The sequence below is a fragment of the Salinisphaera japonica YTM-1 genome (assembly GCF_003788585.1).
Classification (GTDB): domain Bacteria; phylum Pseudomonadota; class Gammaproteobacteria; order Nevskiales; family Salinisphaeraceae; genus Salinisphaera; species Salinisphaera japonica.
Genome location: NZ_AYKG01000038.1, coordinates 1 through 26957 on the forward strand (window position 1 = coordinate 1; position 26957 = coordinate 26957).

Sequence of the window (26957 nt, forward strand, 5' to 3'; positions counted from 1 at the left end):
GGCCCTGGGCTGACGCACTTCTCGAGGCAGGCCAGCACGATCTGCGCGAGTCGATTGATCGCCAGCGCATCGAGGCCTGTCACCAGCGTGCCGTTGAGGCTATCGCGACGGCCGAGCCGGCCAGGCCCGCGGCGTACGAAAAACGCCTGGCCACGCCTTGATCGATATCAACGGGCAGTCGACGAGTCACGACGGCGTCGTTACCCGTTTGTTTTGCAAAGCATTGACGGTCAGACTATGTTGATGCACTCCGTGGGGTGTGCTGTCTCGGCAGGTACCCCGCGCTCAGCCGACCCAATGAAATCGCCAAGGGGCATGTACATGGATCAACGCCGTGCGTCGTATGCCATCGCTCGCGTTCTAGTTGTCTGTCTTTTCGTGTTTGCGCTCATGGGCGCGAGTTCGCTGCCAGCGATCGCTGCACCCAGCGAAGCGACGGACAGCCAGACGACGCAATCGGTGCCGCTGTCACAGCTGGCCGATATTCTGGAAAACGACGAGTCGCGCCAGCAGCTCATCGACAAACTGCGCCAGGCCGCCGAGCCGGCCGAGGCGCCGGCGGAAACCGAGGCTGCGGCCGAGGAAAAACCGGCCGTTGATCTCGCGCCTGCCAAGCCGCGCATGTCGTTCGCCCGACAGTTTGCCCAGACCACGGCCGCCTGGTCCGAGGCGGTCAGTGGTCAGGTGATGGCTGGCTGGAACAAGATCAAGTCCTTCACCGAGGCCGGCAGCGACAAGCGACAGCAGGCCGCCTTCAACATGCAGGTTTTCCTGCAGGCCGCGCTCATGCTGGCGATCGTGGTCGGTTCCACGATCGTATCGTTCTTCGTGCTGCGCTGGCTGGCCGGCTGGCTGTTCGGCCCGATCAATCGATTCGCGGCCGGCCATGATCCGGACTCGAGCCAGCTGCTGCGCCGAGGCGTGGCGATCCTGGCCGGCATCGTCATCGATGTGGCCGTGGTTCTGCTGGCTGGCGGTGCCGGCTATGCGGCCGGTCTGTTCGCGATCGGCGATGCCGGCACCATGGGCACGCGGGAGTCGTTGTTCATCAACGCGTTCGTGCTGATCGAGCTGATGAAGGTGGTCATCCGCGCGCTGTTCGCCGCTCGTCATGACAACCTGCGGCTTTTGAACATCGATGCTCGTATCGCGGGCTGGTGGTCCATCCGTTTGCGTACGTTTGTGGGCGTGATCGGCTACTCGCTGCTCGTGGTCGTGCCGATCGTCAACGCCCAGGGCAGCTACCTGCTCGGCGCGATGCTCACGTTCGTGATCATGGGCGGGGCATATCTGTATGCGCTGAAAGTCATCTTCGGCAATCGCAAGCTGATCACCAACCGGCTCAAGGATCAGGCCGATCAGGCCGAGGTCGGTTTCTTCTCGGTGCTCTATCGGTTGGCGTCCAAGCTCTGGGTCGTGCTGGCGGTGGCTTATTTCACCGTGCTGTTCGTCGCCAGCCAGGTCGATCCCAGCGGGGCGCTGCCCTTCATGATGTCGGCCACGATCCAGACGATCGCCGCGGCAGCGGTAGGCGTGGGGATCTCCGGCCTGTTGTCCCAGGCGATCGGCCGCCGGCTGAATTTCTCCGACTCGCTGCGTGAAAAGCTCCCGATGCTGGAAGCACGGGTGAACTCTTACGTGCCCAACGCGCTGCAAGTGATCCGGGTGATCATTCTTCTGTTCGTTGCCGCGGTCATTGCCAACGCATGGCGCCTGTTCAATCTGGGCGAGTGGCTGGCCTCCGATGCCGGGGCGACCACGATCGCGGTGACGATCAAGGTGTTGATCATCCTGGCGGCTGCTGCGCTGCTGTGGCTGATCACGGCCAGCGTTATCGAGCACCGGCTATCGCCCAGTACCGGCCGCGGTGCGCCGACCGCGCGTCAGGAAACCCTGCTGGTGCTGTTCCGTAACGCGCTGGCCATCGTGATCGCCACGTTCACCGTGATGATTGCGCTGTCTCAGATCGGCGTGGATATCGGCCCGCTGATCGCCGGTGCCGGGGTGTTCGGTCTGGCGATCGGTTTCGGCGCCCAGAAGCTCGTGCAGGACATCATTACCGGTGTGTTCATCCAGCTGGAAAACGCGATGAACACCGGGGATGTCGTCACCGTCGGCGGGGTCACCGGCACCGCCGAGCGGTTGACGATCCGCTCGGTTTCGATTCGCGATATCGACGGCTGTTATCACATCGTGCCGTTCTCTTCGGCGGCCGTCGTGTCTAACTACATGCGCGACTGGGCCTATTTCCGTACGGAATACGGCATCGGCTATCGCGAAGATATCGACAACGCGATCTATTACCTGCGCGAGGCCTTCGAGGATCTGAAATCGGATCCCACGCACGGGCCGAACATTCTCGAGGATATGACCGTGCCGGGCGTGACCGCGCTGGCCGATAGCTCGGTGAACATCCGTGTCATGATCAAGACCACGCCGGGCACGCAGTGGGGTATCGGCCGTGCGTTCAACCGCCTGGTCAAGATCCACTTCGATCGCGCCGGTATCGAGATTCCGTTCCCGCATCAGACGCTGTACTTCGGCGAAGACCGGGAAGGCCATGCGCCGGCCGCCAATATCCGTGTGGTCGAGGAAGCCGAAAACGACGCGCCGAAAGCCCTCAAAAAACGCCGACGCGGCGACGATGCCTCGCCCGAAGAGACCGGCGACGCCCCTGGCGACTAGACGCTATCGCTGAGTGAAACTGCCCGCAGCCGGCCCGGCTGCGGGTTTTTTTATGGCCACACGGTCAACCTGGTCAATATTTGACCGATCGGTTCAAATGCATTGCCGCGCAAGGGCTAACGAGGTTTTCCCGCAAGTTGTCCACAAAGTTGCCCATCGGCAATGTGTAAAACAATGACCGGCCGGGGCGGGCGCCACGCGCGCCCGCCTGTGGCACGCGCACAAGACGGCCCGGCGCGGCTATCGTGATAAGCTGCCGGGTTCATCTTTGCCACAACCTGCGACAGCGTTCTATGAGCACACAGCGACTTCTCTGGATTGACGGTCGATTCGTACCCGCCATCGGCAACAAGACGTTCACGACCACGAATCCGGCAACCGGCGAAGTACTGGCCGAGGTGGCACAGGCCGAAAGTGCAGATATCGATGTTGCGGTGGCCGCAGCCGCCAAGGCACAGGCCCAGTGGAAGCGTGTGCCGGGTGCGGCACGCGGTCGGATTCTGCATGCGCTGTCACAAAAGCTGCGCGAGCATCGCGACGAGCTCGCCGAGCTGGAAATGCAGGACGGCGGCAAGCCGATCGCCGAGACGCCGGAAGCCGATGTGGATTCGGGCGCGGATTGTCTGGAGTATTTCGCCGGCCAGGCGACCTCCATTCAGGGCGAGTATCAAGAAGTCGACGGCGGCTTTTTCTATACCCGCCCCGAGCCGCTGGGCGTGGTGGGCGCGATCGGCGCGTGGAACTACCCGCTGCAGATTGCCTGCTGGAAGACCGCGCCGGCCCTGGCTGCGGGTAATGCGATCGTGTTCAAGCCCTCCGAACTCACGCCGCTGTCCGCGCTTCGTTTTGCCGAGTTGGCCAAGGAAGCCGGCGTGCCGGACGGCCTGATCAATATCGTGCCGGGCTTTGGCGATGCCGGCCAGGCGCTGTCGAACCATCCGCATATCGACAAGATCTCGCTGACCGGCGGGGCGGAGACCGGCAAGAAAGTCATGGCCGATGCCGCCGGTACGCTCAAGGAAGTCTCGCTGGAGCTGGGCGGCAAGTCACCGCTGGTGGTCTTCGACGACGCCGATCTGGACAACGCGGTCTCCGGCGCGATGATGGCCAACTTCTTCACCCAGGGCGAGATCTGCACCAACGGCACGCGTGTGTTCGTACACGAGTCCGTGCGCGAGGCCTTCATCGAAAAACTGCTGGCCCGCGTAGAAAAGCTCAAGCTGGGCAACCCGGCGGACGGCGACACCGATATGGGCCCCATGATCAGCCCGGAGCACGGCAAGCTAGTGCTCGAATATATCGAGGCCGGCAAGGCCGGCGGGGCCAAATGCCTGACCGGCGGCGAACGGGTCGAAATCGCCGGCTGTGAAAACGGGGTGTTCATCGCGCCCACGGTGTTCGACGGCTGCACGGACGACATGACGATCGTGCGCGAAGAGATCTTCGGCCCGGTGATGTCGATCCTGTCGTTCACCGACGAGGACGAGGTGATCCGGCGGGCCAACGATACCGAGTTCGGCCTGGCCGCGGCCGTGTTCACGCGTGATCTGGAGCGCGCGCACCGGGTGATCGGCGAGATCGAGGCCGGTATCTGCTGGATCAACCACTACAACATCACGCCCATCGAAATGCCGTTTGGCGGCATCAAGGGCTCGGGGATCGGCAAGGAGAACAGCCGGCGCGCGCTGTCGTATTACTCGCGCCTGAAGAGCGTGTTCGTGGCACAGGGTGCCATCGACGCCCCGTACTGATTTCGCAACGAGGTTTATTGCATGAGCCACGACACCACTTACGACTACGTGATCATCGGGGCCGGTTCGGCCGGTGCGGTGATGGCCAATCGCCTGTCCGAAGACAAGGATACGAGCGTGCTGCTGGTCGAAGCCGGGCCAATGGACTACTCGATCTTCATCCACATGCCCTCGGCGTTCGCTTATCCCATGAACGGGGACAAGTACAGCTGGAACTATCACACCGAGGCGGATCCGTACATGGACAACCGCACCATGCACTGCCCGCGTGGGCGTGTGCTGGGTGGCTCGTCCTCGATCAACGGCATGGCCTATGTCCGCGGCAACGCCATGGACTATGAAAACTGGGCCAAGGACTTCGGCCTGGACGAATGGTCGTACAAGGATGTGTTGCCGTATTTTCGCAAGGCCGAAAGCTTCGACCAGGGCGAAAACGATTATCACGGCGGGCGCGGCCCACTGCACGTGACCACCGGCCCGGGCAAGAACCCGCTGTATCACGCCTTCATCCAGTCGGGCATGCTCGCGGGCTATCCTTATACCGCGGACATGAACGGCTATCAGCAGGAAGGCGTCGGGCCGATGTTCATGACCACCAAGGATGGTGTTCGCTGGTCAACGGCCAACGCCTATCTGCGCGGCATGGGCAAGCGCAAGAATCTCAAGGTCATGACGCGTACCTACACGCGTCGCATCCTATTCGATGATGCCAAGCGCGCCACCGGCGTCGAGATCGACCACCTGGGCACGCGCTCGACGATCCAGGCCAAGCGCGAGGTCATCTGCTGTGCGGGCGCGATCAACAGCCCGCAGCTTCTGATGCTGTCCGGCATCGGCCCGAAGGATCAGATGATTCCCAACGGCATCAAGCCGATCCATGTGAACCCGAACGTGGGCCAGAACCTGCAGGATCATCTGGAGGTTTATGTCCAGTACGAGTGTAAAGAGCCGATCACGCTCTACTCAGCGCAGAACCCCGTCAACATGGGCAAGATCGGCGCGGAATGGATTCTGACCCGCAAGGGGCTGGGGGCGACCAACCACTTCGAGTCGGGCGGATTCATCCGCAGCGAGCCGGGTGTGGAATATCCCAACATCCAGTATCACTTCCTGCCGATGGCCGTTTCCTACGACGGCAGTGCCAAGGCGGTCTGTCACGGCTTTCAGGCGCACGTCGGGCCCATGCGGCCGGAGTCGCGCGGAGAGGTCCGTCTGACATCGGCCTACTACAAGGCCGCGCCGTCGATCGTGTTCAACTACATGGCCACCGAACGTGACCGGCGCGAGATGCGCGACTCGATCCGCCTGACGCGCGAGATCATCTCGCAGTCGGCCTTCGATCGGTTCCGCGGCAAGGAGCTGGGCCCCGGTAACGAGGCCGAGTCGGATGAAGACATCGATGCCTGGGTCCGCCAGAACGGCGAATCGGCCTATCATCCGTCGTGTACCTGTGCCATGGGCACGCACGACGAGGCCGTGGTCGATGGCCAGGGCCGGGTCTACGGCGTGGAGAACCTGCGCGTGGTCGATGCCTCGATCATGCCGCGGATCACCACGGGCAACCTGAACGCCCCGACGATCATGATCGCCGAGAAGATCGCCGATGCCGTACGCGGCAAGCAAGAGCCCTCGGCCAAGGCCGATTTCTACAAGGCCGAAAACTGGCAGACCGCCCAGCGCTGAAGCCTGGCGGTCACCGGATACAAGACGCCGGCCTCGTGCCGGCGTTTTCGTGTCAAACGCTTTTTCTAAAAAGCTTTCTTTTGTCGGTGTTTGTCATACGACAAAGCGTTATCCTAGCCCGGCTCGTTTGACCACGCCGCTTTTGCGATGACTCAGAAAGAAAAACGTCCGCTCTATATCCCTTATGCCGGCCCGACGCTGCTCGAGATGCCGCTGTTGAACAAGGGGAGTGCCTTCACGGCTGATGAGCGCGTGGATTTCAATCTGATCGGTCTGTTGCCACAAAATGTGGAATCCATCGAGGAACAGGTCGAGCGCGCCTACAAGCAATATCAGGCCTGCGACTCGGATCTGGACAAGCACATCTATCTGCGCGGTATCCAGGATGACAACGAGACCATGTTCTTCCGGCTGCTGGAAGAACACCTCGAAGAGATGATGCCCATCATCTACACGCCCACCGTGGGCGAGGCCTGCGAACAGTTCTCCGAGATCTATCGCAATCACCGGGGCCTGTTCATCAGCTACCCCGACCGGCATCGCATGGACGATATCCTGCGTTCGGCCACCAAGGACAACGTCCGCGTGATCGTGGTGACCGACGGCGAGCGCATCCTGGGCCTGGGCGATCAGGGCATCGGTGGCATGGGTATTCCCATCGGCAAGCTTTCGCTCTATACGGCCTGTGGCGGGGTCTCGCCGGCTTACACGCTGCCTGTGGTGCTGGATGTGGGCACCAACAACCAGCAGCTGCTGGATGACCCGATGTATATGGGCTGGCGCCACGAGCGGATTTCCGACGAAGCCTATGCCGAGTTCGTGGATCTGTTCGTCCAGGCCGTCAAGCGTCGCTGGCCCAGCGTGTTGCTGCAGTTCGAGGATTTCGCCCAGACCAACGCCAACCCGCTGCTGGCGCGTTATCGCGACGAGATCTGTAGCTTCAACGACGATATCCAGGGCACCGCCGCCATTTGCGTCGGCTCGTTGCTGGCGGCCTGCAAGGCCAAGGGCGAGAAAGTCTCCGAACAGACCATTACCTTCGTGGGCGCGGGCTCGGCCGGTTGCGGTATCGCCGAGCAGATCGTGGTGGCCATGACCGATGAAGGGCTCTCGGAGGCCGAGGCGCGAGCCCGGATCTTCATGATCGATCGCGTGGGGCTGCTCACCGACGATCTGGACGGGCTCTATGATTTCCAGGCACGTCTGGCACAGAAACAGGCCGATATCGCCGACTGGTCCGACGCCCCCCGCGGCGACGCCGCACTCATGTCGGTGATCAAGAACGCCAAGCCCACGGTGTTGATCGGTGTATCCGGCCAGCGCGGCCTGTTTTCCGAAGACATCATCAAGACCATGCACGCGGGCTGCGCGCATCCGTTCGTGATGCCGTTGTCCAACCCGACCTCGCGGGTCGAGGCCACGCCGGAAGAAATCCTGACCTGGACCAACGGCGACGCACTCGTGGCCACCGGCAGCCCGTTCAAGGATGTCGTCATCGACGGCCGGCGAATCCCGATCGCTCAGTGCAACAACGCCTATATCTTCCCCGGCGTAGGGCTGGGCGTGATTGCCGCCCAGGCGAAAAAAGTCACCGACGAGATGTTGATGGCCGCCTCACGCGCGCTGGCCGAGAACTCGCCGCTGGCCACATCGGATTCGGGCGCGTTGTTGCCGCCGCTGTCCGAGGTCAAGGCCCTGTCCAAGGCGATCGCCTATGCGGTGGCCAGGCAGGCCCAGAAAGACGGCGTGGCGCTCGGCTCGTCCGACGAGGCGATCCGCAACTCGGTCGAGCGCAACTTCTGGTTCCCGCGCTATCGTCGCTATCGCCGGGCGGCGTTCTAGGGCGTGTCGTCATAAGATAAGCCGGCGCACCGGCGGCCAAGCCGCGGCAAGACAAGGCATCGCGCGTGCAGCGTGGTCATTCCACGTAAACGGGCGATAACGCAGGATTGCCGCGGCTTGGCCACCGGCCCATTCGGGTTGCTCGCGCCGGACGCGCCATGCGGCGTTACGGGCCTTGACCTGGTACGCCACGCTCGGCGGCCCGCGCCTTGCCTGACACGCCCGGCGCGGGCAATGCGACGGCATATCTTATGACGACACACCCTGGCTCACGCCGCGGGGCTCGTTTTTGGGGGCTTGCGACGCACATAGAGCTGTTTGCGCACGCGCGCGATCACGCTGCCATCGGCGGTGGTCACGTCGTTTTCAAACCAGCGCAGATGTTTGTCGCCGGCCTCGGTGGCGGCCCGCATCTCGGCGATGACGGCCGGCGTGAGTTCGAAACGGGCATAAACAGCCTCGCGGCCGGGGGCTACGAAATCGATCTCGGCCGCCGCGTCCCAGACAAGATACTCGCGGCCCAGCGATTCCGTGGTCAGCAGGGCCCAGAACGGGTCACACATCTTGAACAGATTGCCGCCGAACTGGGTGCCGAAATAATTCTTGTTCCAGCGCGTGAGCGCCAGCTTCACGCCGGCGCGCGACCAGTCATCGGCGATATACTGCACGCGAATGCCGCTGGCCAGAAAAGGCGGCCAGAACCGCATCCCGCGTGCGAGCGTTTTGGGTCTCATTGTCGTACTTCTTTTTAGAAAAGAAGTATTTTTACATTATCGGCGCACGATGCGATAGATGCCGTCGCGCACGTCGTTCAAACCCTTGTCGCGCAGATGGGTGCTCTTGGCCGGGCCACGGCGTTCGGCCATCAGATCCACATGCGCGTATTGGCCATAAAGCTCGCCGATATCTTCATCGGTGACCGAGAACGGCGGGCCGTCCATCAACGCCTCGTCATAAGAAAACGTGATCAACAGGCCGGTCGCCCCGCGTCGCAGCCCACCCATGAGATGGGCGACATAACGCGCGCGGTTTTCTTCGGGTATGGCGATAAGCGCGGCGCGATCATAAAAACCCTCGAACCGGGCCAGCTCGGCTTGGGTCATATCGAAGATATCGCCCACGCGAATCTCGATGTGCTGGCTGACGAAACAATCGAAGGCGCCGCGGCGTTCCCGGGTATAGGCGATCTGCTGCTCGTCGAAAAACGCAGCAGCCGCGATTGCCGATAGTTCGATGCCGGTCACGCGATAGCCCTGGTCGGCCAGCCAGCGCATATCCAGGCTCTTGCCGGCCAATGGCACCAGAATTCGGCTGCCGGGTTTCAACCCGAGCGCCGGCCAGTGATCGACGAGCACCGGATGGACCTCGTCCTGATGAAAACCGATCTCGTCGTTGCTCCAGCGCGCGTGCCAGAATTCCCTGTCCATTAAACCTGCTCGTCGAGTTCCGGATAGTGACGAAAAATGCCGTCGTTATTGAAGGCGATACGTCGATCACTGTCTAGATACGACCGAATACGTCGCCGTTGGGCAACGCGTAGAGCCAGCTCGTTGAGCCAGGGCGTGGTCATCAGGCGCATGGCGTTCGGAAACGCGTATCGCAGCCCGCGCATGACCTGAAACAGTGATAGATCAAGGGTAGTACAGCCATCGCCCACGAGCCAGTCCGACCCGTACGGATTTTCTTGCAGCGTGCGCTCGAAATAAGCCAGAAACGCCGGCAGCCGGTCGTGGAGAAACGCGCGCGCACCGCTTTGGGCCACGTCGACGATGTCTTCGTAATAAACCGTAGGCCCCAGCGGGTGATGCACGTCGTGTATTTCGGCCACGAAATCGGTCACGGTGAGCTGGAGCTGTTCCATACGCCGAAAATCGCGCTCGTTGGGCGGGGCCAGATCCAGGGGATAAGACAGCCAGGCCAGGATATGCGCCACGTGCGAGACCGATTCATAGTCGTTTTCGAGAATCGGCGGAGCGAAATGCATGCCACGGTTGATCATCTCGGCCACGGCTGAGGCACCTTGCGTACGTCCGACGTCGACATAATCCGCGCCGGCGGCTTCCAGTGCCAAGCGCACGAACTCGCCGCGGCCAGGGATCGTGGGCCAGTAATACAGTCGAAAGGTCATATAAGCGCTCGTTGAGCAGTCGCTTCGTTAATGGAGCAAAGCCGCCCCAGCGCGTCAAATTTAGAACAGCGTGGCCTGCTGCATGGTCGGCGGTGCATCGATAAAGCCGGATAGCCCCACCCCGACCAGTCGATACCGTGTCGTGACGGCAAGATCCACTCGCGCGCACAGGGCCAGCGCGATTTCGTAAAGCTCGGTCTTCGAGGCCGGCGGCACCCGCGGGGTGTAGCTGCGGGTCAGAATCTGAAAATCCGAGGTCTTGAGCTTCAAGACCACAGTACGCGCCACGCGCTCGGCCTTGCGCTGATAGGCCGCCCAGGTCTTGTCGGCCATGCGCTGGATATGCGGGCCCAGATCAGCCAGCACCTGGTCCTGTGACAGGGTGTCTTCGGCCGAGATCTGGGCCGCGGCGCGGTGTGTCTTGACCGGGCGTTCGTCGATGCCGCGGGCCAGCTCCGACAGGCGTTGGCCCCAGCGGCCGAAGCGCTCGACGAGCACATCCGGCGAGAGCTCGCGCAGATCACCCATGGTGTGCAGATTCATGTCCGTCAGCTTGGCCCGCATGACCCGGCCCACGCCGGGAATCTTGCCCACATCCAGGTCACGAAGGAAAGCGGTGACCTGGTGCGGCTTGATCACGAACTGGCCGTTGGGCTTGCGCCAATCCGAGGCGATCTTGGCCAGAAACTTGTTGGGCGCGATGCCGGCTGAGGCGGTCAGCCCGGTCTCGGCCAGAATATCGGCGCGAATCGCACGCGCGGTCTGCGTGGCCGACGGTGAGGGCACAAGCGGCGCGGTGACGTCGAGATACGCCTCGTCGAGCGACAACGGCTCGACGTGGGGCGTGTAGCGGAAAAAGATCTCGCGGATCAGCGCCGATACCGCCTTGTAGCGGGCAAAATCCGGGTCGACGAAAACCGCATCCGGGCAGAGCTTGGCCGCGCGCATGGCCGGCATGGCCGAACGCACACCGAACGGCCGGGCCTCGTAGCTGGCCGCCGTGACCACGGCCCGCGGGCTTTTCTTGCACACCACCACCGGCAGGCCACGCAGCTCGGGGCGGTCACGCTGCTCGACCGAGGCATAGAACGCATCCATATCGACGTGCACGATCTTGCGCCGCGGCGGGTCTTGGACAGGGGGGCCACTCATTATCGTCTATATGCCGATTGTCGGGCCGGCGTGCAAGTCGCCACGCAATCGTCGTGCGCTCTACACTGGCATCTCTGGTATCGAGGAGCATCCGGCATGGATCGATCCGACAACGAGGCCCGCGAGCGGCTGGTCGATGAACTGGCTGACACGCATGAGTTCTCGCGCGCGGCGATCGCGCATCTGGCCGAGGCCATTACGGCCGGGGCCGGTGATATGGCCATGTTCGATCATCCCGAGTTCGGCGGGCCGGGGCAATGGATGCGCGGCGGGTTGATCCTCACCAGCCGGCCCGAGGACACGATCCTCACTCACCGGATCGAGGCGCTGTGCAACGCGTTGTCCGAACAAGCACGTGCGTCGACGAGCGATCGCGCACCCGCCGATTCGTGGTCAGACGTCACGGATATCATGGCACCGCCAGACACGGCCGCGATGGATGCCTGGTGGCCGGCCGAACTCGGCACGCCGGAGGCCACCGGTAGCGGGGATAACCTGTCCTATGCCTATTTCCGCGCCGCCGGGCGCCTGGCCATTCGTGAGCGTGGCCGGCTCACGCTCTACGACACTGGCGGTGCCGATATCATCGGTATCGCCCAGAGCCAGACCGACGCGACCAGCGAAACCGTGTTCACCACGCCCGAGGGTAGGTTGCCCCTGGCCGAGCTGGCACCGGTTGATGCCGCGCCAGCGCCGGCCGCCGAGGGGCCGCCGGCAGACCACGACACGATTCTCGATACGCTGGAGCGCCTGGGCACGCTGCATGCCCAGGGCGTGCTGACCGACGCCGAGTTTATGGCCAAGAAACAAGAGCTGCTGGCGCGGCTCTGAGTCAAGGCGTGGCCTGTGCCGCGCGGCGGGCCGCCCGATTCACCAGGCGCCTGTCCTGGGCTGGTGGAGTCTCGGCGCGGTCGAAAGCCTCACCCGTGTCATCGCCGCAGGCGGCAACACCGGGCGGGCAGAAACGCGCGGCCAGATATTCGGCCAGGGCATCCTGTTCGCTGCCGGTGGGCGCGAAATCCGAGCGGCCCGGGTCATAGTCGGTCGTGATCTGTGTGCCGTCGTCGGCTACGTTTGGATCCAGCTCGCGTCGATCAGCCGCGGCCAGCCCCTTGAGCGGATACCCGTCGCCGCAGTCGGCATCGCCTGCGGTGTAGTCGTGGCCGGAAACACAGGCCGCGGTGAAGGCTAGAAAGACCGTACGGATCGGGGTGTCCGGGGCCACCACGAGCCGGCCGTTTTCGACCAGCGTACGGGTGTCGTTGCCGGCACCATCGGTGAGCGCGATACGCACGATCCGGTTGCCGTCGGTGTTGACGCCGCGGTTGGTCTGGCCGCTGCTGCGGGCGGCATTGGCCGGGTCAAAAGTCACGTTGAAACCGCCGATCTGCGGGAACTGGCCGGGCGTGGCGCCGTCTTCGGTGGCCGCCACGGCGTACTCCATCACATCACGCAGCTCGGCCGCGGTCAGCGTGAGCACCGTCAGGCTGTTATTGAAGCGCAGGGCACCGGCGATATCGAACTGCGAGATGCCGCCGGCCGGTTTGTTGATCGAATTGTTGGCCTGGGGTGGCAACAGATCGGGCGCGCCGCTGCTGCCGGGTGGGACGACCACGCGGCCGATATCGTCACGAATGCCGCCGCCGTTCTTGATCGCGACCTGTACGCCGGGATCCACGCGCCGGGCATAGAACAGATTGGCATCGGCGGTGAGATTGCCCAGATTGGTTTCTTCGGTGCGCACCTGGGTTCGCCGGCCGTCGAGATAGACATCGGTGACGCCCTGGATATTGCCGTCCTGCTCGACGAGCACGTTCTGTAGCGCCTGCTGGGTGGCGACGATGGCGGGGGCGGCCGTGGTGTCCAGCTCACGAGCGGCCAGCATGTCGACCACGCCGTCGGTGGCGGCCCAGGCACCGTTGACGCTCGTGTCCAGCGAATCCGTCTGAATGTGCCCGGCCGCGTCGAAATCCACGACCAGACGGCCCAGATACTTGTAGTCACCGTCGACGTTGACCACGAGGGTGGCCGAGCCGTCCGGGCCGGTGGCGGTGATGGGATAGGGCCCGGCCGCTGTGTCACCCGCGCGTAAGATGTCGTTCTCGTCGGCCAGCAGAGTGTTCGAGCCGCCGGCGATGATGATATCGACCTCGGTCAGGCGCTCGGCCAGCGCTTGTTCGATCGCGATCTGTTGCATGTGCGACAGCAGGATGATCTTGTCGATACCGCGCGCAACGAGATCATCGATGGCCGGCTGGATGGCCGCGGCCAGCGCGTCATAGCCGGCCGGCGTCATGGTGAAATCATCCGGCGAAAGCGCCAGCCCGCCCGTGGCGGTGATGCTGGCCAGAAGCGGGGTGCTGGCACCGACCAGGCCGATCGTCTGGCCGCCCACCTCGACCGTGGCCGAACCGCTGACCCGGCCGGCAACGTCGGCTGCATTCTGCCCGTCATCCTCGGCCAGCGGGGCCAGTGCGCCGTCGCCCGTGAAATCGGTATTGGTCGACAGATAAGGAAACGCGGCACCGGCATAGTCGGCGCCGTCTTCGGCCTCGTCGGCGGCGATGAGGCCGGCGAAGGCCTCGGTGCCCTGGTCCAGATCATGATTGCCCAGCGCGCTTGCCGCCGTGCCCAGGGCGTTGACGAACACGATATCGCCCCGGCCGTTGCCCGGTACGCCGAGTGCGGCCTGTGTTTCATCGGTACGCACGCCGGCCGCGAAGAAGCGCGGGCCGGGGATATAGTTGTCGCCCGAGCTCAGCACCAGCGTGTTGTTCGACAGCCCGGGCACGCTGCGAAACGCATTCACCAGACGTGAGAAATCGGTCACGTTGTCCAGCGCATCGGTCGAGCCGTCCATGTCGGCAAAATGCAGCAGCTGCAGGCGGAAACCAGCGTTGTCGCCGCTGCCGGGGCCATCGTCATCGGGCGCGCTCGTGTCGGGCACGCTGGCTGACGTATCGGCCAGATCGATGTTGGCATCGTCGTCCTGGCAAGCGCTCAGCGTGATGGCCAGTACGGTGGCCGCGGCCCAATACCGCCAGTTGCGGCGCGTCGATGTCTTGTGCATCCCCGATTTCCCCCTTGCAGCGTTTGGATCAATGACCGAACGGTCACGGCGACAAGCCTATGAGCGGTTCGTGACGCGCGTATGAAAAAAGCCCCCGGCTGGCGTGGCGGGCGCGAGGCTCGCAGAATAGAGACCGTTTCGTTGTCACGGTCGTTTCATGCTTTCCTACCAGCACGCCTATCACGCCGGCAACTTTGCCGACGTCCACAAGCACTTGGCCCTGTTCGGGCTGCTCGGCGCGCTACAGGCCAAGGACTCGGCCATCACCCTGGTCGATACCCACGCCGGGCGCGGTCTGTATCCGCTGGCCGAACGCATGACACAACAGAACGGCGAATACCGCGAGGGTATCCAGAAGCTCTGGGATCGGCGGGCGGCGTTCGGCGATGACACACTGCTGGGCGAGTGGCTGGCCTGTCTGGCGCGCCTGCAGAAAAGCGAGCGCCTGCAGGTCTATCCCGGCTCGCCGTGGTGGTTTGGCGCCGTGCAGCGCAGGCAGGATCTGCTGTCGCTGTTCGAGCTGCATCCGGGCGAGCATCATGCCCTGGACAGCCAGCAGCCGATGGCCCAGAAACAGATCCGGCGTATCCACGGCGATGGCTTGGCCGGGCTGGTCAAGATGCAGCCGGTGACCACACCGAGACTGTGTGTGCTGATCGATCCCAGCTACGAGCTGAAGACCGAATACCGCGAGATCGTCAAAACCTTCAAGGCTGTGGTCAAAAAGACCCGCCACGCCGTGCTGGCCGTGTGGTATCCGTTGCTGCCCGCCGGGCGGCATCAAGCCATGCTCGACACCCTGGCCCGTGCCGGTATCCCCAAGATCTGGCAAAGCGAGTTGATTCATCATGCCCCGGCCGAAGGCGATCACGGCATGTACGGCAGCGGCCTGTTGTTGCTCAACCCGCCGTGGCAGCTTGACCGCACCCTGGATACGGCCTTCGCCGAGCTGGCCGACGTCTTCGGCAAGGACGCGCGACACAACAGCCGCTGGCTGAGTGGCGAGTAGGGCGCGCGGCCACGCTGAATCAGCCAACATGGCCGGTTAGGGCATGCGATCATGGGCCATGACTGATTTCAATACGCTGGCGCTGCGCCCGGAGCTGCTGGAAACCGTGGCCGCGCAGGGCTATGACACGCTCACGCCGGTACAGGCCCGGGCCATCCCGCCGATTCTGGCCGGCGCCGACGTACGCGCCGAAGCGGCCACCGGCAGCGGCAAGACCGCGGCCTTCGGGCTGGGCCTGCTCAACACGCTGGATGCCACCCAGGGCGCCTGGCAGGCTCTGGTGCTATGCCCCACGCGTGAGCTGGCCGACCAGGTGGCCCAGGCTCTGCGGGCGCTGGCCGCGGCCATCCCGAACGTGAAACTCGCGCTTCTATGTGGCGGCGCGCCCATGCGCGCCCAGGCAAGTGCTTTGGCCCAGGCCCCGCATATCGTGGTGGCCACGCCGGGGCGCCTGCTGGCGCATCTGCGCCGCGGCAATCTGGATGCCCATGCGCTGCGCACGGTCGTGCTCGACGAGGCCGATCGCATGCTGGATATGGGCTTCATCGATGATATCCGCGCGATCCTGTCGTTTCTGCCCGAGCCGCGACAGACGCTGCTGTTCTCCGCCACTTGGCCGGCCGATATCGAAAGGCTCTCCGGCCAGCTCCAGAACGCGCCGGTCGAGATCCGTGTGGCGAACGGGGCCGAATCCGCACCCCGAATCAGCCAGGTGTTTCACCAGGTCGAACCCCGTCAGAAGATGGACGTGCTGGCTCGTCTGCTGCTCGACCCGAAACTGGACAACGTGGCGCAGACGCTCGTCTTCTGTAACAAGAAGATCGATGTCGATGCCGTGTGTGCGGAGCTGACACGGCGCGGTTTTTCGGCGCTGGCGCTGCACGGCGATCGCGAGCAGTACGAGCGAGATGAGGTGCTGCTGCGCTTTGCTCAGGGCAGTGCCGCCGTGCTGGTGGCCACGGATGTGGCCGCCCGCGGGCTGGATATCGCGGATCTGGCCCAGGTCATCAGTTATGACCCGGCCGCGAACGTGGAAACCCATACCCATCGCATCGGGCGTACCGGCCGGGCCGGGCGCTCGGGCCGGGCGATCTGTCTGTGCACGCCGCGCGAGACGCATCGCGCAGAGCAGATCGCCGTGCACTTTGGCTTTCGCCTGGCCTGGGCCCGCCTGCCGGGCGAAACACGCACCCGGCCCACGCCACCGCCGATGACCACGTTGATGATTCGCGGCGGCAAGCGCGACAAGCTTCGCCCGGGCGATATCCTGGGCGCGCTGACCGGCGAGGGGGGCCTGGCCGGCAGCCAGGTCGGGCGAATCGATCTCACGCCGGTACGGGCTTATGTGGCCGTGGCGCGCGAGACGCGCGGGGCCGCCATCGAGCGTATCAAGCGCGACGGCATCAAGGGCCGGCGGTTTCGTATATCGGCTCTGGATGGCTGAAACGTCACCAGCGGCCGGCGGCCAGAACACGGTGAGCTGGCGGTTTCATATACCGGTCGGCTGCGCCTGGACCGCCCAACGGGCTTACGGATAATCAATGCGAAGGATCGCGCGCTGGCGATCCACGGGCTCAAACCGCACGCCAAGCTCAGGACGGCGTGCCCGAATACAGCGCAGCCAGCGCGCTATCTCGGCCCGGCCAGGCGGCGTGGCCAGCGTATTACGGGTGCTGTCGCGGCGTGGCGCGGTATCCAGCGCATCCGTGGCTTCGACAACACGACCCACGAATCGAATCACGTTATCTGCTCGGGCCGGCACGGCCCCGCCAAAGATAATGGACAACACCAGCAGCGCGAATGCGGTCGGTTGTCGCCGATGCTGAGGCGGGCCGTGCTCGCGGGGCCGTCGGTCACGGGCCGATTGATGCTCGCCTGTTGCCACCATGCTCTCCCTGAACGATCCAGTGCCTGGCATCTACAAGTTACGGCGTTTTTGCAGTTGGCGGTTGCGCCCAGCAAAAGAGCGAGGTGCCAAAGCATCGAGGCATCGGTGGGACTGGACATCTAGTGAAGACACTGGCCGCGCCCAACTGCCGGCCCACATCAGGTTGGGCGTGGTGGCGGGATAGGGCGCTCACGTCGGCGGCGTTTTATTCCGACTTGCCAAAGCGTTGATCGTTGCGGCGCAGCTTGGCCCGGCTGGGTTTGCGATTGCCCGAGCGCGGCGCCTGGCGGGCGGCTTTGCGCGCGGCGGCGGTCTGTATCTCTTCCTGCAGTTTCAAGTAGTTGGCCACGCGCGCGGCGTCCAGCGTGCCAGTGGCGATCGCCTGGTTGATGGCACAACCCGGCTCCTTGTCGTGATGACAATCGCGAAACACACAGCGCGCAGCGATAGCGGCCACATCGCTGAATCCGTCCTCGTCGAGGGCTTCTTCGCCGGTGGGTTTCAACTCGCGCATGCCCGGCGTGTCGATCAGGCAGGCGCCGCCCGGCAGGCGCCAGAGCGCGCGATGGGTGGTGGTGTGGCGCCCGCGGGCATCACGCTCACGCACCGCGCCCGTCTTCATGCGCGCGTGCCCCAACAGAGTGTTGGTCAGCGTGGATTTGCCGGCGCCCGAGCTGCCCACCACCACCGCACTCGTGCCCGGGCCGAGCCAGGGCGATAACGCGGCCACGCTGGCCGCCTCGCGCGCGTCGACTGCCACGACCGGAATATCCAGATCTGCCAGGCGCGCACGGGCAGCGCCGGCCAAGGCGCCGTCGCTTGGGTCGTCGTCAGCGTGCGTCAACACCACCACAGCCTGCGTCCGGCCGCGCACCAACGACAAGTAGCGTTCGATACGGGGCAGGTTGAAGTCCTGGGTCAGGCCCATGACCAGGAACACTACGTCGATATTGGCGGCGATGAGTTGCTGGCCGTAATGCTCGCCGGCGGCGGCGCGGGTCAACGCGCTGGCCCGTGGCAACAGCGTCTGGGCCTCGGCGCCGCCGTCGGCCGCCCCGGTGATCAATAGCCAATCCCCCACGCAGGGACGCTCGCCCGGTGCCAGGTTCGGCCGCTGCCAGGCCGGCAACGACACCACGTTGAACGCATCGGCCGTGGCATCGCTGACCTCGTAACCGGTGCGGTGCTGTGCCACCACCCGGGCCGGGCGGGCGTCGGGTGCCAGGCGGTGCGTCTGAGCGATCGCATCCGCCCAGGGGCCGGTCTGGGGCCAGCCATCGAACAGCCAGCCCAGTGCCTGCAGGCGCTCGAAATCCAGTGTCACGGGGTATGCGGGGTCATGGGCACAACAGGTGGCTTATCTCGGAGCACCAGTCTGCAATATGCGGCCGATATTTGCCCGGCCTGCGTGCTCGAGCACGCCGGCCGGGCGTCAGGCGCGCTATCATCCGGCGTTGTTTTCTGCCTGTCTGACCTAAGCCATGCCGTCTGCCCGTCATTTCACGCTGCGTTTCTCCTGTCCGGACCGCGTGGGCATCGTTGCGCGCGTGGCCACCTTTCTGGCCGAGGCCGGCGGGTCGATCCTGCGCTCCAGCCAGCATTCCGATAGCGCCACGGATCGTTTCTACATGCGCGTCGAGGTCGATGCGGCCTCGCTTGGCATCAGCCTGGAAACGCTGGCGGCGCGGTTCACGCCAATCGCCGAAGAGTTGGAGATGGACTGGCGCGTGGCCGATAGCGCCGTCAAGAAACGTATCGTCGTCCTCGTTTCGCGCCAGATGCATTGTCTCTATGACCTGCTGGAGCGCTGGCGCTCCGGCGAGCTGGACGTGGATATCCCGTGCATCATCTCCAACCACGACGACGCGCGCGGCCTGGTGGAATGGCACGGCATCGAATTCCACCATGTCCCGGTCAACAAAGACAACAAGGCCGCCGCCTGGCGTAAGATTGACCGGCTGTTCGCCGCGGCCGATGCCGACACCATGGTGCTGGCGCGCTACATGCAGATCCTGCCGCCCTGGTTGTGCGAGGCCCATGCCGGGCAGATCCTGAATATCCACCACAGTTTTCTACCGAGCTTCGTCGGCGCATCGCCGTATCAGCAAGCCTGGGAGCGGGGGGTCAAGCAGGTGGGCGCGACCTGTCACTACGTCACCCCCGAGCTCGACCAAGGCCCCATCATCGAGCAAGACGTCACCCGCGTGACGCACAACGACGCCGTGCGTGATCTCGTGCGCTACGGCAAGGACATCGAAAAAGCCGTACTGGCGCGCGGCCTGCGCTATCACTTGGAAGACCGCGTGCTGATCAGCGGGCGACGGACCGTCGTGCTCTGATCAGGCACGGATAGCGGTAAATCCTGGGGCACGGGCGCGTTGCCATTTCATGTGTGCTCTGCATCGCCACGGCGTGCGGCGCCGTTATTTACGCCCCAGCAACACCCGCGCACCGACAGCGCCTGATTGCTCCACGTGGCGCGACCCGGCGGCCACCTCGCAAACCTCGCCGGGTTTGAAGACATCGGTGCCCGCCTGGTGCGCCAGCCGAAACTCGCCCTCGCACGAGCAACCGTACGGCTTGATCGTGTGCATGCAACTGCCCGTCGGCCTGCGGCGGGTAAGTCTTGGTTTCGGGCTCACCATAGCCGTCGCTGGCGAGACGCTGACGGAAGCGTTGTTGGTCCATGAATCGCGTTGAAAAGGGGGATGGTCAGTTTGACTATCGCACACCGCGCACGAGGCAACGCCTCTCTGGAAGGCTCGAAACACCCGTCGCTGGCCCGACGAGTCAGGAGATAGCTGTCTGGCGCGGGACGGGCCCGAAGCGCGCCAGCGCTTTGGGCGGTCAACTGCAGCGATTCGTTAGGTTCTCAAACTCGAACAGCTACTACGAGTGCTCCGACAAGGCCGGCGAGCGCTGCTACAACTAACCATTCCATTACAAATTCTCCATGCCTTGAATCAGGCGATACGCGCGGCGATTCACGTACGCCACGCTAAGCGAAAGAACGAATGCTCCGAGAAATCCACTAATAACAAGAACGCGGCTGGCGCTTTCGTATTGCTGGGCACGGGAGGCACGAGGTCAGGTCTTGCATTGCCACAATTTTTTGATATGCCGACTGCCGATGACGAACGAGACTTAAATCGATTACGTCGACTAGCCCCGAGCAGTAGGTTGTCCGGCTTAAATGTGGCAATGCAAGACCTGACCCCGTTCTTATTTTCGGCATTTTAAGCATTAGATATTCAGCTAAATAATTTTGGCAACTAACAACATCCATGCATCTAAAGGGAAGGCCTTCAACTGCTAACTGCATATCGTTCGAGTATGGAACACGATTCAATTTATAGTGTGACTTCATCACAGTGACAATCGCGTTCGTGTGGGCGTGGATGCCATGGTGTTGAAAGCCGTCATAGTTTGAAACAAAACGTTTCTTCAAAATTTCCCTTGTGCCGTCAGGCGTAAAACTTTTGAATAGTTTCTTAAACATCAGATAACTCCCTTTAGGACATAACGCCTAAGCTCAGCCGCCGCCGGAGCGGCCGAAGGCCGCGGAGGGAACCCAAAGCGCGGCAGCGCTTTGGGCGGTCGGCTGCAGCGACCTGTTGGGTGACTGCATACCCCGGATGCAACGCCGTTCTGTTGAACGAAGGCAGCCAGGCCGACTGAACAAAGCCCACGGTTTGTAGCTGATAAATCCCCCCATGCCTCGAAGATAGCAAAGCCGGAGCGAAACCGCTTGACTAGCCGACTACTCTGAGCATCAAATGAGGCCCGCTTTCCGGCTTGGAGCGAAGGGACCAGAACCACTTCCGACTGCGAAGCCGGACTTTGCCGCGACACGCCAAGCTTCGACCGAAGGCGCTGTGCCCAAACAACCATTTTCCGTCGCCGGATGGGCCACCGCATAGCGGAGACTGAGCTGGCCAATGATTGGCTGCCAATCCGATACGCCAAAACCAAAGCCACAGTTACCCAACGCCTAAGCTCAGCCGCCGCCGTAGCAGCCGCAGGCTGCGGAGGGAACCCAAAACGCGCCAGCGTTTTGGGCGGTCGGCTGCAGCGCCTCGTTGTACGTGAACTGCATAGGTTGACGCTCCCCCCGAGCTAGCCAGCGGACCCTAAAGCCCGGCGCACCTAAAGAAAGAATTCCCGAAACCCCAACTTACCGCGGATGGCCGCTGACGGGAAAGCGCGGAATACGATGAAGCCACTAAACGAGTGCCGAATTGCCAGATATCGAACAAAGGGGCCAAAGCTGAGCTACTGACTCGAATCCGCTACTCGACTCCGTGACCTAGCAGCAATACCAACTAACCGCCGTACAACGCCAAAGCTCAGCCGCCGCCGGAGCGGCCGAAGGCCGCGGAGGGAACCCAAAACGCGCCAGCGTTTTGGGCGGTCGGCTGCAGCGATCTGTTGGGTGACTGCATACCCCGGATGCAACGCCGTTCTGTTGAACGAAGGCAACCTGGCCGACTGAACAAAGCCCACGGTTTGTAGCTGATAAATCCCCCATGCCTCGAAGATAGCAAAGCTTGAACGAAACCGCTTGGCTAGTCGCCTACTCTGAGCATCAAACGAGGCCCGCTTTCCGGCTTGGAGCGAAGGGGCCAGAGCCGCTGGCAACTGCGAAGGCTAACTTTGCTGAGACACGCCAAGCGTCGACCGAAGGCGTTATGTCTGAAGAACCACTTTCCATCGCCGGTCGGGCTGCTTGATAGCGAAGCCAATTCGGCCGCTCTCTTTGGCTGCCAACCGGATGCACTTACACAAAAGCCACAGTTACCCAACGCCTGAGCTCAGTTGCCGGCCGAAGCGCGCCAGCGCTTTGGGCGGTCAACTGCAGCGTTTTGTTAGGCTTTAAGATCTGCATGCACGAGTCGTGTTGTACGGTGCAGAGTCTCACCGTCCGATAAAGCGAATTCGCGCTTCGATAAATAAAGGGTTCCCTCTATATCTTGGAAAAATAGCGCTATGTAGCCTGCTTCATCAGGCGCATCTAAATGCTTAACGAGATTTTCAGCAGACTCCCCATAGTGCTCGGAAAGGCTCGATTGCACTTTTTCGAGAGTGACATACGGACCAGTAACTTGAATATGCTCGGACTCTCGAGGGGATATCCATGCTTTGCCGTGATCAGGAATCAGAAAGCTCTTGGTGCTCGGATCGTAAATATAAGGTTGCAGTTGACACCCTATTTTATCTGCTGTCGGGTTATCGACTTGAACCACAAAAAATACATCAGCATTTGCAGCAAAGTCTTTTCTCTTTTCTTTTTCTGCTTCATCCAGATCTTCGTCCGATGAGATGAGTTCATGTAGTTCTTGAACGTTGAGACGTTTAACTCCTGGTACTAGAAAAGGTGCCAGAGCAACTCGCCCTTGATTCAAAAGAACCTTGATCTCTTCCGAGTTCTGTATACGCAAGCGTCTCGTTTCAAGCGTGTACCACAAAGCTGCACCGGCCAGCGCTATTTGAACTACGAGTGATATTACTTCCATCGCCCTCTCCCATGGTAAAGCACCGTCGCCTAACGCCGAAGCTCAGTTGTCGCCACACAGTGGCGATCAACTGCAGCGAATTGTTAGCGCCTTATTCGTTGCTTACTCCACGCTTTTCCGCGAGCTCTAGTTCTAGCTTTTCTAACTCTTTCTTACGCGCAGTTAAATCAATCGCGCGAAGTTCCATATCCACGTCGTGAACTTTTCTTTTCCAGCCGGTAAATCCAAAAATTAGCATAGACACGGTGAAGAAAATGTAGATCACACCGAGGCATCGAACGTCGGTGCGCTGAAATACGTCCATGGTTTCGCTGATGTCGGAACTGACGTTTAGAGCTTGAAAGTCGGCTATAGTTTTTCGATGCCTTTTAGCAATTTTCTGCAAAAGGCTTCTTTCCTTGCCGGCGCTTAAATCTTGGCTGACCCAAGATAGCTTGTTTTGCTCGGGCATCCCATTATCTATAGCCTCAAGCCTTTGTTCGATGTTACGCAAGGTGTTTTTTGCATTCGCATATGCAGGAAATGCTTTGGACTCTCTATCCAATTGGATGTCGGTATGAATCAACCACGCAAAAAAAAGTAACAAGCCCAAAGCCAACCACATGCCGGAAATCGCAGCGAATTTATATAGATTATCGGTAGGCACCGAGGGCATCCATCTCATATCTTCTCCATATCCCTTAAGGCGCTAACGCCCAAGCTCAGTTGCCGCCGAAGCGCGGCAGCGCTTTGGGCGGTCAACTGCAGCGATTTGTTATGTATTAGACTTCAGTTGACGATATAAATTTCTCAGAAGAATTTTTTCTTCTTTACTGTCTGAAATCGTGCCTCGTAGAGTAACATACACAAGTTCTTTTACTGCCTGTGTGCTTTTCCCTTTAGCTGATATTATTTTTCCGAAGTCATGCCACCGAATGCCTTTTTCCTTCAATACCACTTGAAAGGAATGCATTTGTGGACGCCCGTATATTCTCAGTCGATGGTGCTTGTAGCTCGAAACGATAAAAGTACTGCTTTTTTTCGTGACCCCACGATCCCATACTGAGTCATGAACGAACTTACTGACGTTCTTATATAGATGGATAATGTTGCCACTTATGATGCGGTCTTCCATCGTTAGGTATTCTATGCAGGTGCTTCCAACTACCATATAACCCCATTTTGGATGGTAAGTTGAATGTTCATACCGGATATCTGCTCCGCAACCATTTCGTTCGCAGGTACCATCAAGCCCGCCCAAGTCTTCTATTGCCAGCAACGTCCATCCTCTATCTGGCTCAATAAGGCCGTGTTCCCGTGCGTGGCAACCTTTACACAGGGTTAGACAGTCGCTAATGGCGTATTCCCATGGGGCTTTTCCAACGGCGTATATCTGGTGGTGGACTTGCAGGATCACCTCCGAGCTATGCCTTCCGCATCGTAAGCACCTATAGTCGTCACGATGCTTGACCTGCCTGGAGAAAGCACGCCATTTCTCATTAACGTATAAAGTTCTAGGTTGCCTCACGAGATTTCAGTTCGCTGCTGCTCCTCCGCATACATAACGCCTAAGCTCAGTTGTCGCCACGCAGTGGCGATCAACTGCAGCGCCTCGTTAGGCTACTCGTATATTTTTGGTGAATACGGCGGTCGTCTTTGGCTTTCTCTTAGCCACGTAAAAATATGCAACGTTGAATGAGGATTTTTTATGGTTACCTTTTCCCAGCGAAGGCCATTCCCGGAAATTTTCGATTTGATCCTCACTATACGGTGCTTTCGAGAAATCGAACAGTACAAGTAGCGCCAGCCCGTCGTGCTTCATGAGCTTTTTAACTTCGGTCGCGTTCACGGTAGCTGAGACGTTGGACTTCGCAGCGGTCGGTTTTCGCACAGCTAACTCTACCGCGACATTGGCAATCACGAAGTCAATGTACCCGTTACCGCTTAGTGAGCCGGGCAGACTCGACTTCGCCTCTGGTATTAACGATTCACCGAAGTATCCAAGGAGATAAGTTCTGACTAGCGGAAGCAATTCACGCTCGCCGTATTCGTTCAATTTCAGCGTCTTGGTGAAGTCCTTTCTGTGCAACGAGGAAAATAGCAGGTCGAAAGCTTCAACGACTTCTTTAACGGTGAGGTTCATGCATAGTGCCCGTTGTCAACATGCGGCCTAACGCCGAAGCTCAGTTGCCGGCCGAAGCGCGCCAGCGCTTGGGCCGTTCGACTGCAGCGTTTAGTTAGATTTATTCGTACCCCACATGCGCTAGAGGCACGGGGTCAAGAGGCACGGGGTCAGGTCTTGCATTGCCACAATTTTTTGATATGCCGACTGCCGATGACGAACGAGACTTGAATCGATTACCTCGACTAGCCCAGAGCAGTAGGTCGTCCGGGTTAAATGTGGCAATGCAAGACCTGACCCCGTTCTTGTAGGTCGGCGACCGCTAAAACTCGCCAGCGGATCCCAAAACCTGACGCGCCTGAAGAAAGAACGCGCCATGACTGAACGTACCGCGAATAGCCGCTGGCGGGAAGGCGCCGAACTGGCTGACGCCGACAAAGCAGCTTCAATCCGATGAATGTCGAACGAAGGGGCCAAAGTGAGGCACGGGGTCAGGTCTCGCATTGCCACGATTTTGATAAGCCGACTACCGATAACGAATGAGACTGGAATCGATTACCTCAGCTAGCCCGAAGCAGTAAGTTGTCCGGTCTAAATGTGGCAATGCAAGACCTGACCCCGTTGAGCTTCATAAGCTCTCTTTGCCTAACGCCAATTCGACGACATTTGTATATATAACACGCAATCATTATTTGCGGATTGTCGACATGATTTTGCCGTAACTGGTTGATTCTAGGATTTGCGGCGCTCCAAGATGTCTACCTAACACGCCGGACAATTGTCGACATTGCCAGCCATCAGATCATTCCGAGTTCAGCCCACCAAAAAAGTGCGTGGCGTTAATCCCAAGATGATCAACGTCGTACCCACCTTCCTGAATCACACAAATCGGCTTACCGGTCGCCGCCAGTAGCCGCCCCATCTGCCCAAACCCTTCGGATGTAACCGACACCTTCGCCTGCGGGTCTTCGTAATAGGTGTCGAACCCAAGTGCCACGACGATCACGTCGGCCTCGAACAGGCGGATCGCGGTCAGGGCTTCTTCGAACTTGTCGAAGAAGAATTCCTCGGACGAGCCGTGGGGCATGGGGAGGTTGATGTTGTAGCCGAAGCCTTTGCCTTCGCCGCGTTCGTCCTCAAAACCGGTGACGACGGGGTAGAAGTTGGTGGGGTCGCCGTGGATGGAGACGTAGAGGATGTCGTCGCGTTCCCAGAAGATTTCCTGGATGCCTTGGCCGTGGTGCATGTCGGGGTCGAGGACGGCGACCTTATCGTAGGTTTCGCGCAGGTAGTCGGCGGCGATGGCGGCGTTGTTCAGAAAGCAGAAGCCGCCGGCGGCGTCGGGGCGGGCGTGGTGGCCCGGTGGGCGGCAGATGGCGTAGGCGCTGGTCTGGCCGGCGGCGATGTCGTCGGCGGCGGACAGGGCGCACTGGGCGCTGGCGTAAGCGGCGCGCCAGGTGTCGGGGCCGATGGGGGAGCTGCCGTCGGCGATGTAGTAGGCGGTTTCCGCGAGAATGCCCTTCATGGGGTTGTTCTTGCGGACATAGATGTTGGAGATGACTTCCGCGCCCCAGTCCTCGGGCCAGCGGCGGTGGGCGGACTCGAGATAGCGCAGGTAGCCCATGGCGTGTACGGCGGAGATGGGGCGCATGCCGTGGTCACGCGGGGTATCGATATCGACGCCCATGTCGGTGAGTGCGGCCAGAAGCGGGGGGATGCGGGCCGGCACTTCTTGCGGGGCGCGCATGGCACCGCGGGTTAGATAGCTCTGGGGGTGGTGCAGGTTCTGGGTTTCGTCGAAATAGGCTTTCACTGCGGGCATCCGTTTGGCTTTTTGGGGTGGGCGTTTTTGGCCCTTTGGTATGGGTTGAACATACGCTTCGGGGTGTTTGGGCTGCAATAGGTTTTCGATTTTAGGGCGGGGTTGGGTTTGTGCGTTTGGGTGGCTCACGAGCGACTTTTGCCAAGCGGCTCGCGCCGTTATTTCGGGAGTCGAAACGCTTTTTAGGATGTTTCTAGCCCCGGTTTCGCACTGCAGTGCGAGTCACTTTCGTTTGCTTGTCCAAACGAAAGTAACCAAAGGAAAGGACCCCCTACATATCCGCCCGCTACGCGGGTGCGCGCAGCCGCACAGG

At 61.3% G+C, this 26957-nt stretch carries 21 protein-coding genes; 8 read left to right on the forward strand and 13 right to left on the reverse strand.

Features of this window, described 5'->3' with window-relative positions; all coding sequences use genetic code 11:
* Positions 1–321: 321 nt before the first annotated feature.
* The 4 genes from SAJA_RS11420 to SAJA_RS11435 all read left to right on the forward strand — a co-directional run bounded on the left by SAJA_RS11420 (position 322) and on the right by SAJA_RS11435 (position 7961).
* Positions 322–2685, forward strand: a complete 2364-nt coding sequence (locus SAJA_RS11420; protein WP_245963309.1) for a mechanosensitive ion channel domain-containing protein — start codon at positions 322–324, stop codon at positions 2683–2685.
* A 293-nt stretch (positions 2686–2978) separates the two neighbouring features.
* Positions 2979–4436 carry a betaine-aldehyde dehydrogenase gene (gene betB / locus SAJA_RS11425; RefSeq protein ID WP_123658803.1) on the forward strand — a complete coding sequence of 486 codons (1458 nt, stop codon included), beginning with the start codon at positions 2979–2981 and terminating at the stop codon, positions 4434–4436.
* 21 nt (positions 4437–4457) lie between these two features.
* Positions 4458–6119 carry a choline dehydrogenase gene (gene betA, locus SAJA_RS11430; RefSeq protein ID WP_123658804.1) on the forward strand — a complete coding sequence of 554 codons (1662 nt, stop codon included), beginning with the start codon at positions 4458–4460 and terminating at the stop codon, positions 6117–6119.
* A gap of 147 nt (positions 6120–6266) precedes the next feature.
* Positions 6267–7961 carry an NAD-dependent malic enzyme gene (locus SAJA_RS11435; RefSeq protein WP_123658805.1) on the forward strand — a complete coding sequence of 565 codons (1695 nt, stop codon included), beginning with the start codon at positions 6267–6269 and terminating at the stop codon, positions 7959–7961.
* 269 nt (positions 7962–8230) lie between these two features.
* On the opposite strand, the gene SAJA_RS11440 is transcribed toward SAJA_RS11435, so the two are convergent.
* From SAJA_RS11440 to dinB, 4 genes are read right to left on the reverse strand one after another with little or no spacing between them, the layout of a single operon-like run.
* Positions 8231–8695 carry a DUF4442 domain-containing protein gene (locus tag SAJA_RS11440; protein WP_123658806.1) on the reverse strand — a complete coding sequence of 155 codons (465 nt, stop codon included), beginning with the start codon at positions 8693–8695 and terminating at the stop codon, positions 8231–8233.
* Between the two features lie 36 nt (positions 8696–8731).
* Positions 8732–9388, reverse strand: a complete 657-nt coding sequence (tmpT, locus tag SAJA_RS11445; protein ID WP_123658807.1) for a thiopurine S-methyltransferase — start codon at positions 9386–9388, stop codon at positions 8732–8734.
* Positions 9388–10089: a glutathione S-transferase gene (locus tag SAJA_RS11450; RefSeq protein WP_123658808.1), complete on the reverse strand. Its 702-nt coding sequence runs from the start codon at positions 10087–10089 to the stop codon at positions 9388–9390. Before SAJA_RS11450 ends, tmpT begins: the two co-directional genes overlap by 1 nt.
* 60 nt (positions 10090–10149) lie before the next feature.
* Complete coding sequence (dinB, locus tag SAJA_RS11455) at positions 10150–11241, reverse strand: DNA polymerase IV (protein WP_123658809.1); 1092 nt, start codon at positions 11239–11241, stop codon at positions 10150–10152.
* A gap of 96 nt (positions 11242–11337) precedes the next feature.
* On the opposite strand from dinB, the gene SAJA_RS11460 reads away from it, so the two are divergent.
* Positions 11338–12072 (forward strand): SHOCT domain-containing protein, encoded by a 735-nt coding sequence (locus SAJA_RS11460; protein ID WP_123658810.1) that lies wholly within the window; start codon positions 11338–11340, stop codon positions 12070–12072.
* A 1-nt stretch (position 12073) separates the two neighbouring features.
* On the opposite strand, the gene SAJA_RS11465 is transcribed toward SAJA_RS11460, so the two are convergent.
* Positions 12074–14311, reverse strand: a complete 2238-nt coding sequence (locus tag SAJA_RS11465) for a bifunctional metallophosphatase/5'-nucleotidase (protein WP_123658811.1) — start codon at positions 14309–14311, stop codon at positions 12074–12076.
* Between the two features lie 157 nt (positions 14312–14468).
* Here SAJA_RS11465 and SAJA_RS11470 point away from each other — a divergent pair, with 157 nt between their 5' ends.
* A complete protein-coding gene (locus tag SAJA_RS11470; RefSeq protein WP_123658812.1) occupies positions 14469–15320 on the forward strand; it encodes a 23S rRNA (adenine(2030)-N(6))-methyltransferase RlmJ in 852 nt (283 codons plus the stop codon).
* A gap of 58 nt (positions 15321–15378) precedes the next feature.
* A complete protein-coding gene (gene dbpA / locus SAJA_RS11475) occupies positions 15379–16764 on the forward strand; it encodes an ATP-dependent RNA helicase DbpA (protein WP_123658813.1) in 1386 nt (461 codons plus the stop codon).
* Between the two features lie 84 nt (positions 16765–16848).
* Here dbpA and SAJA_RS11480 read toward each other — a convergent pair whose 3' ends face one another.
* Together SAJA_RS11480 and rsgA are read right to left on the reverse strand one after the other, a co-directional pair.
* The gene (locus tag SAJA_RS11480; protein WP_123658814.1) at positions 16849–17205 is read right to left on the reverse strand and encodes a hypothetical protein; all 357 of its coding nucleotides are present in this window, start codon (positions 17203–17205) and stop codon (positions 16849–16851) included.
* A 208-nt stretch (positions 17206–17413) separates the two neighbouring features.
* Positions 17414–18532 (reverse strand): ribosome small subunit-dependent GTPase A, encoded by a 1119-nt coding sequence (rsgA, locus tag SAJA_RS11485; protein WP_123658815.1) that lies wholly within the window; start codon positions 18530–18532, stop codon positions 17414–17416.
* A 157-nt stretch (positions 18533–18689) separates the two neighbouring features.
* Here rsgA and purU point away from each other — a divergent pair, with 157 nt between their 5' ends.
* The gene (gene purU / locus SAJA_RS11490) at positions 18690–19547 is read left to right on the forward strand and encodes a formyltetrahydrofolate deformylase (RefSeq protein WP_123658816.1); all 858 of its coding nucleotides are present in this window, start codon (positions 18690–18692) and stop codon (positions 19545–19547) included.
* 84 nt (positions 19548–19631) lie between these two features.
* Here purU and SAJA_RS15170 read toward each other — a convergent pair whose 3' ends face one another.
* The 6 genes from SAJA_RS15170 to SAJA_RS11515 form a co-directional block, all read right to left on the reverse strand.
* The gene (locus tag SAJA_RS15170) at positions 19632–19802 is read right to left on the reverse strand and encodes a hypothetical protein (protein ID WP_184999866.1); all 171 of its coding nucleotides are present in this window, start codon (positions 19800–19802) and stop codon (positions 19632–19634) included.
* A 2271-nt stretch (positions 19803–22073) separates the two neighbouring features.
* Positions 22074–22721, reverse strand: coding sequence for a hypothetical protein (locus tag SAJA_RS11495; RefSeq protein WP_123658817.1), 648 nt, complete (start codon positions 22719–22721; stop codon positions 22074–22076).
* Positions 22722–22812: 91 nt separating this feature from the next.
* On the reverse strand, positions 22813–23367 hold the full coding sequence (locus tag SAJA_RS11500) for a hypothetical protein (RefSeq protein ID WP_123658818.1): 555 nt from the start codon (positions 23365–23367) through the stop codon (positions 22813–22815).
* 108 nt (positions 23368–23475) lie between these two features.
* Positions 23476–24117, reverse strand: a complete 642-nt coding sequence (locus SAJA_RS11505) for a hypothetical protein (protein WP_123658819.1) — start codon at positions 24115–24117, stop codon at positions 23476–23478.
* Between the two features lie 198 nt (positions 24118–24315).
* Positions 24316–24843 carry a hypothetical protein gene (locus SAJA_RS11510; protein ID WP_123658820.1) on the reverse strand — a complete coding sequence of 176 codons (528 nt, stop codon included), beginning with the start codon at positions 24841–24843 and terminating at the stop codon, positions 24316–24318.
* A gap of 781 nt (positions 24844–25624) precedes the next feature.
* A complete protein-coding gene (locus SAJA_RS11515) occupies positions 25625–26635 on the reverse strand; it encodes a histone deacetylase family protein (RefSeq protein WP_123658821.1) in 1011 nt (336 codons plus the stop codon).
* Positions 26636–26957: the final 322 nt, after the last annotated feature.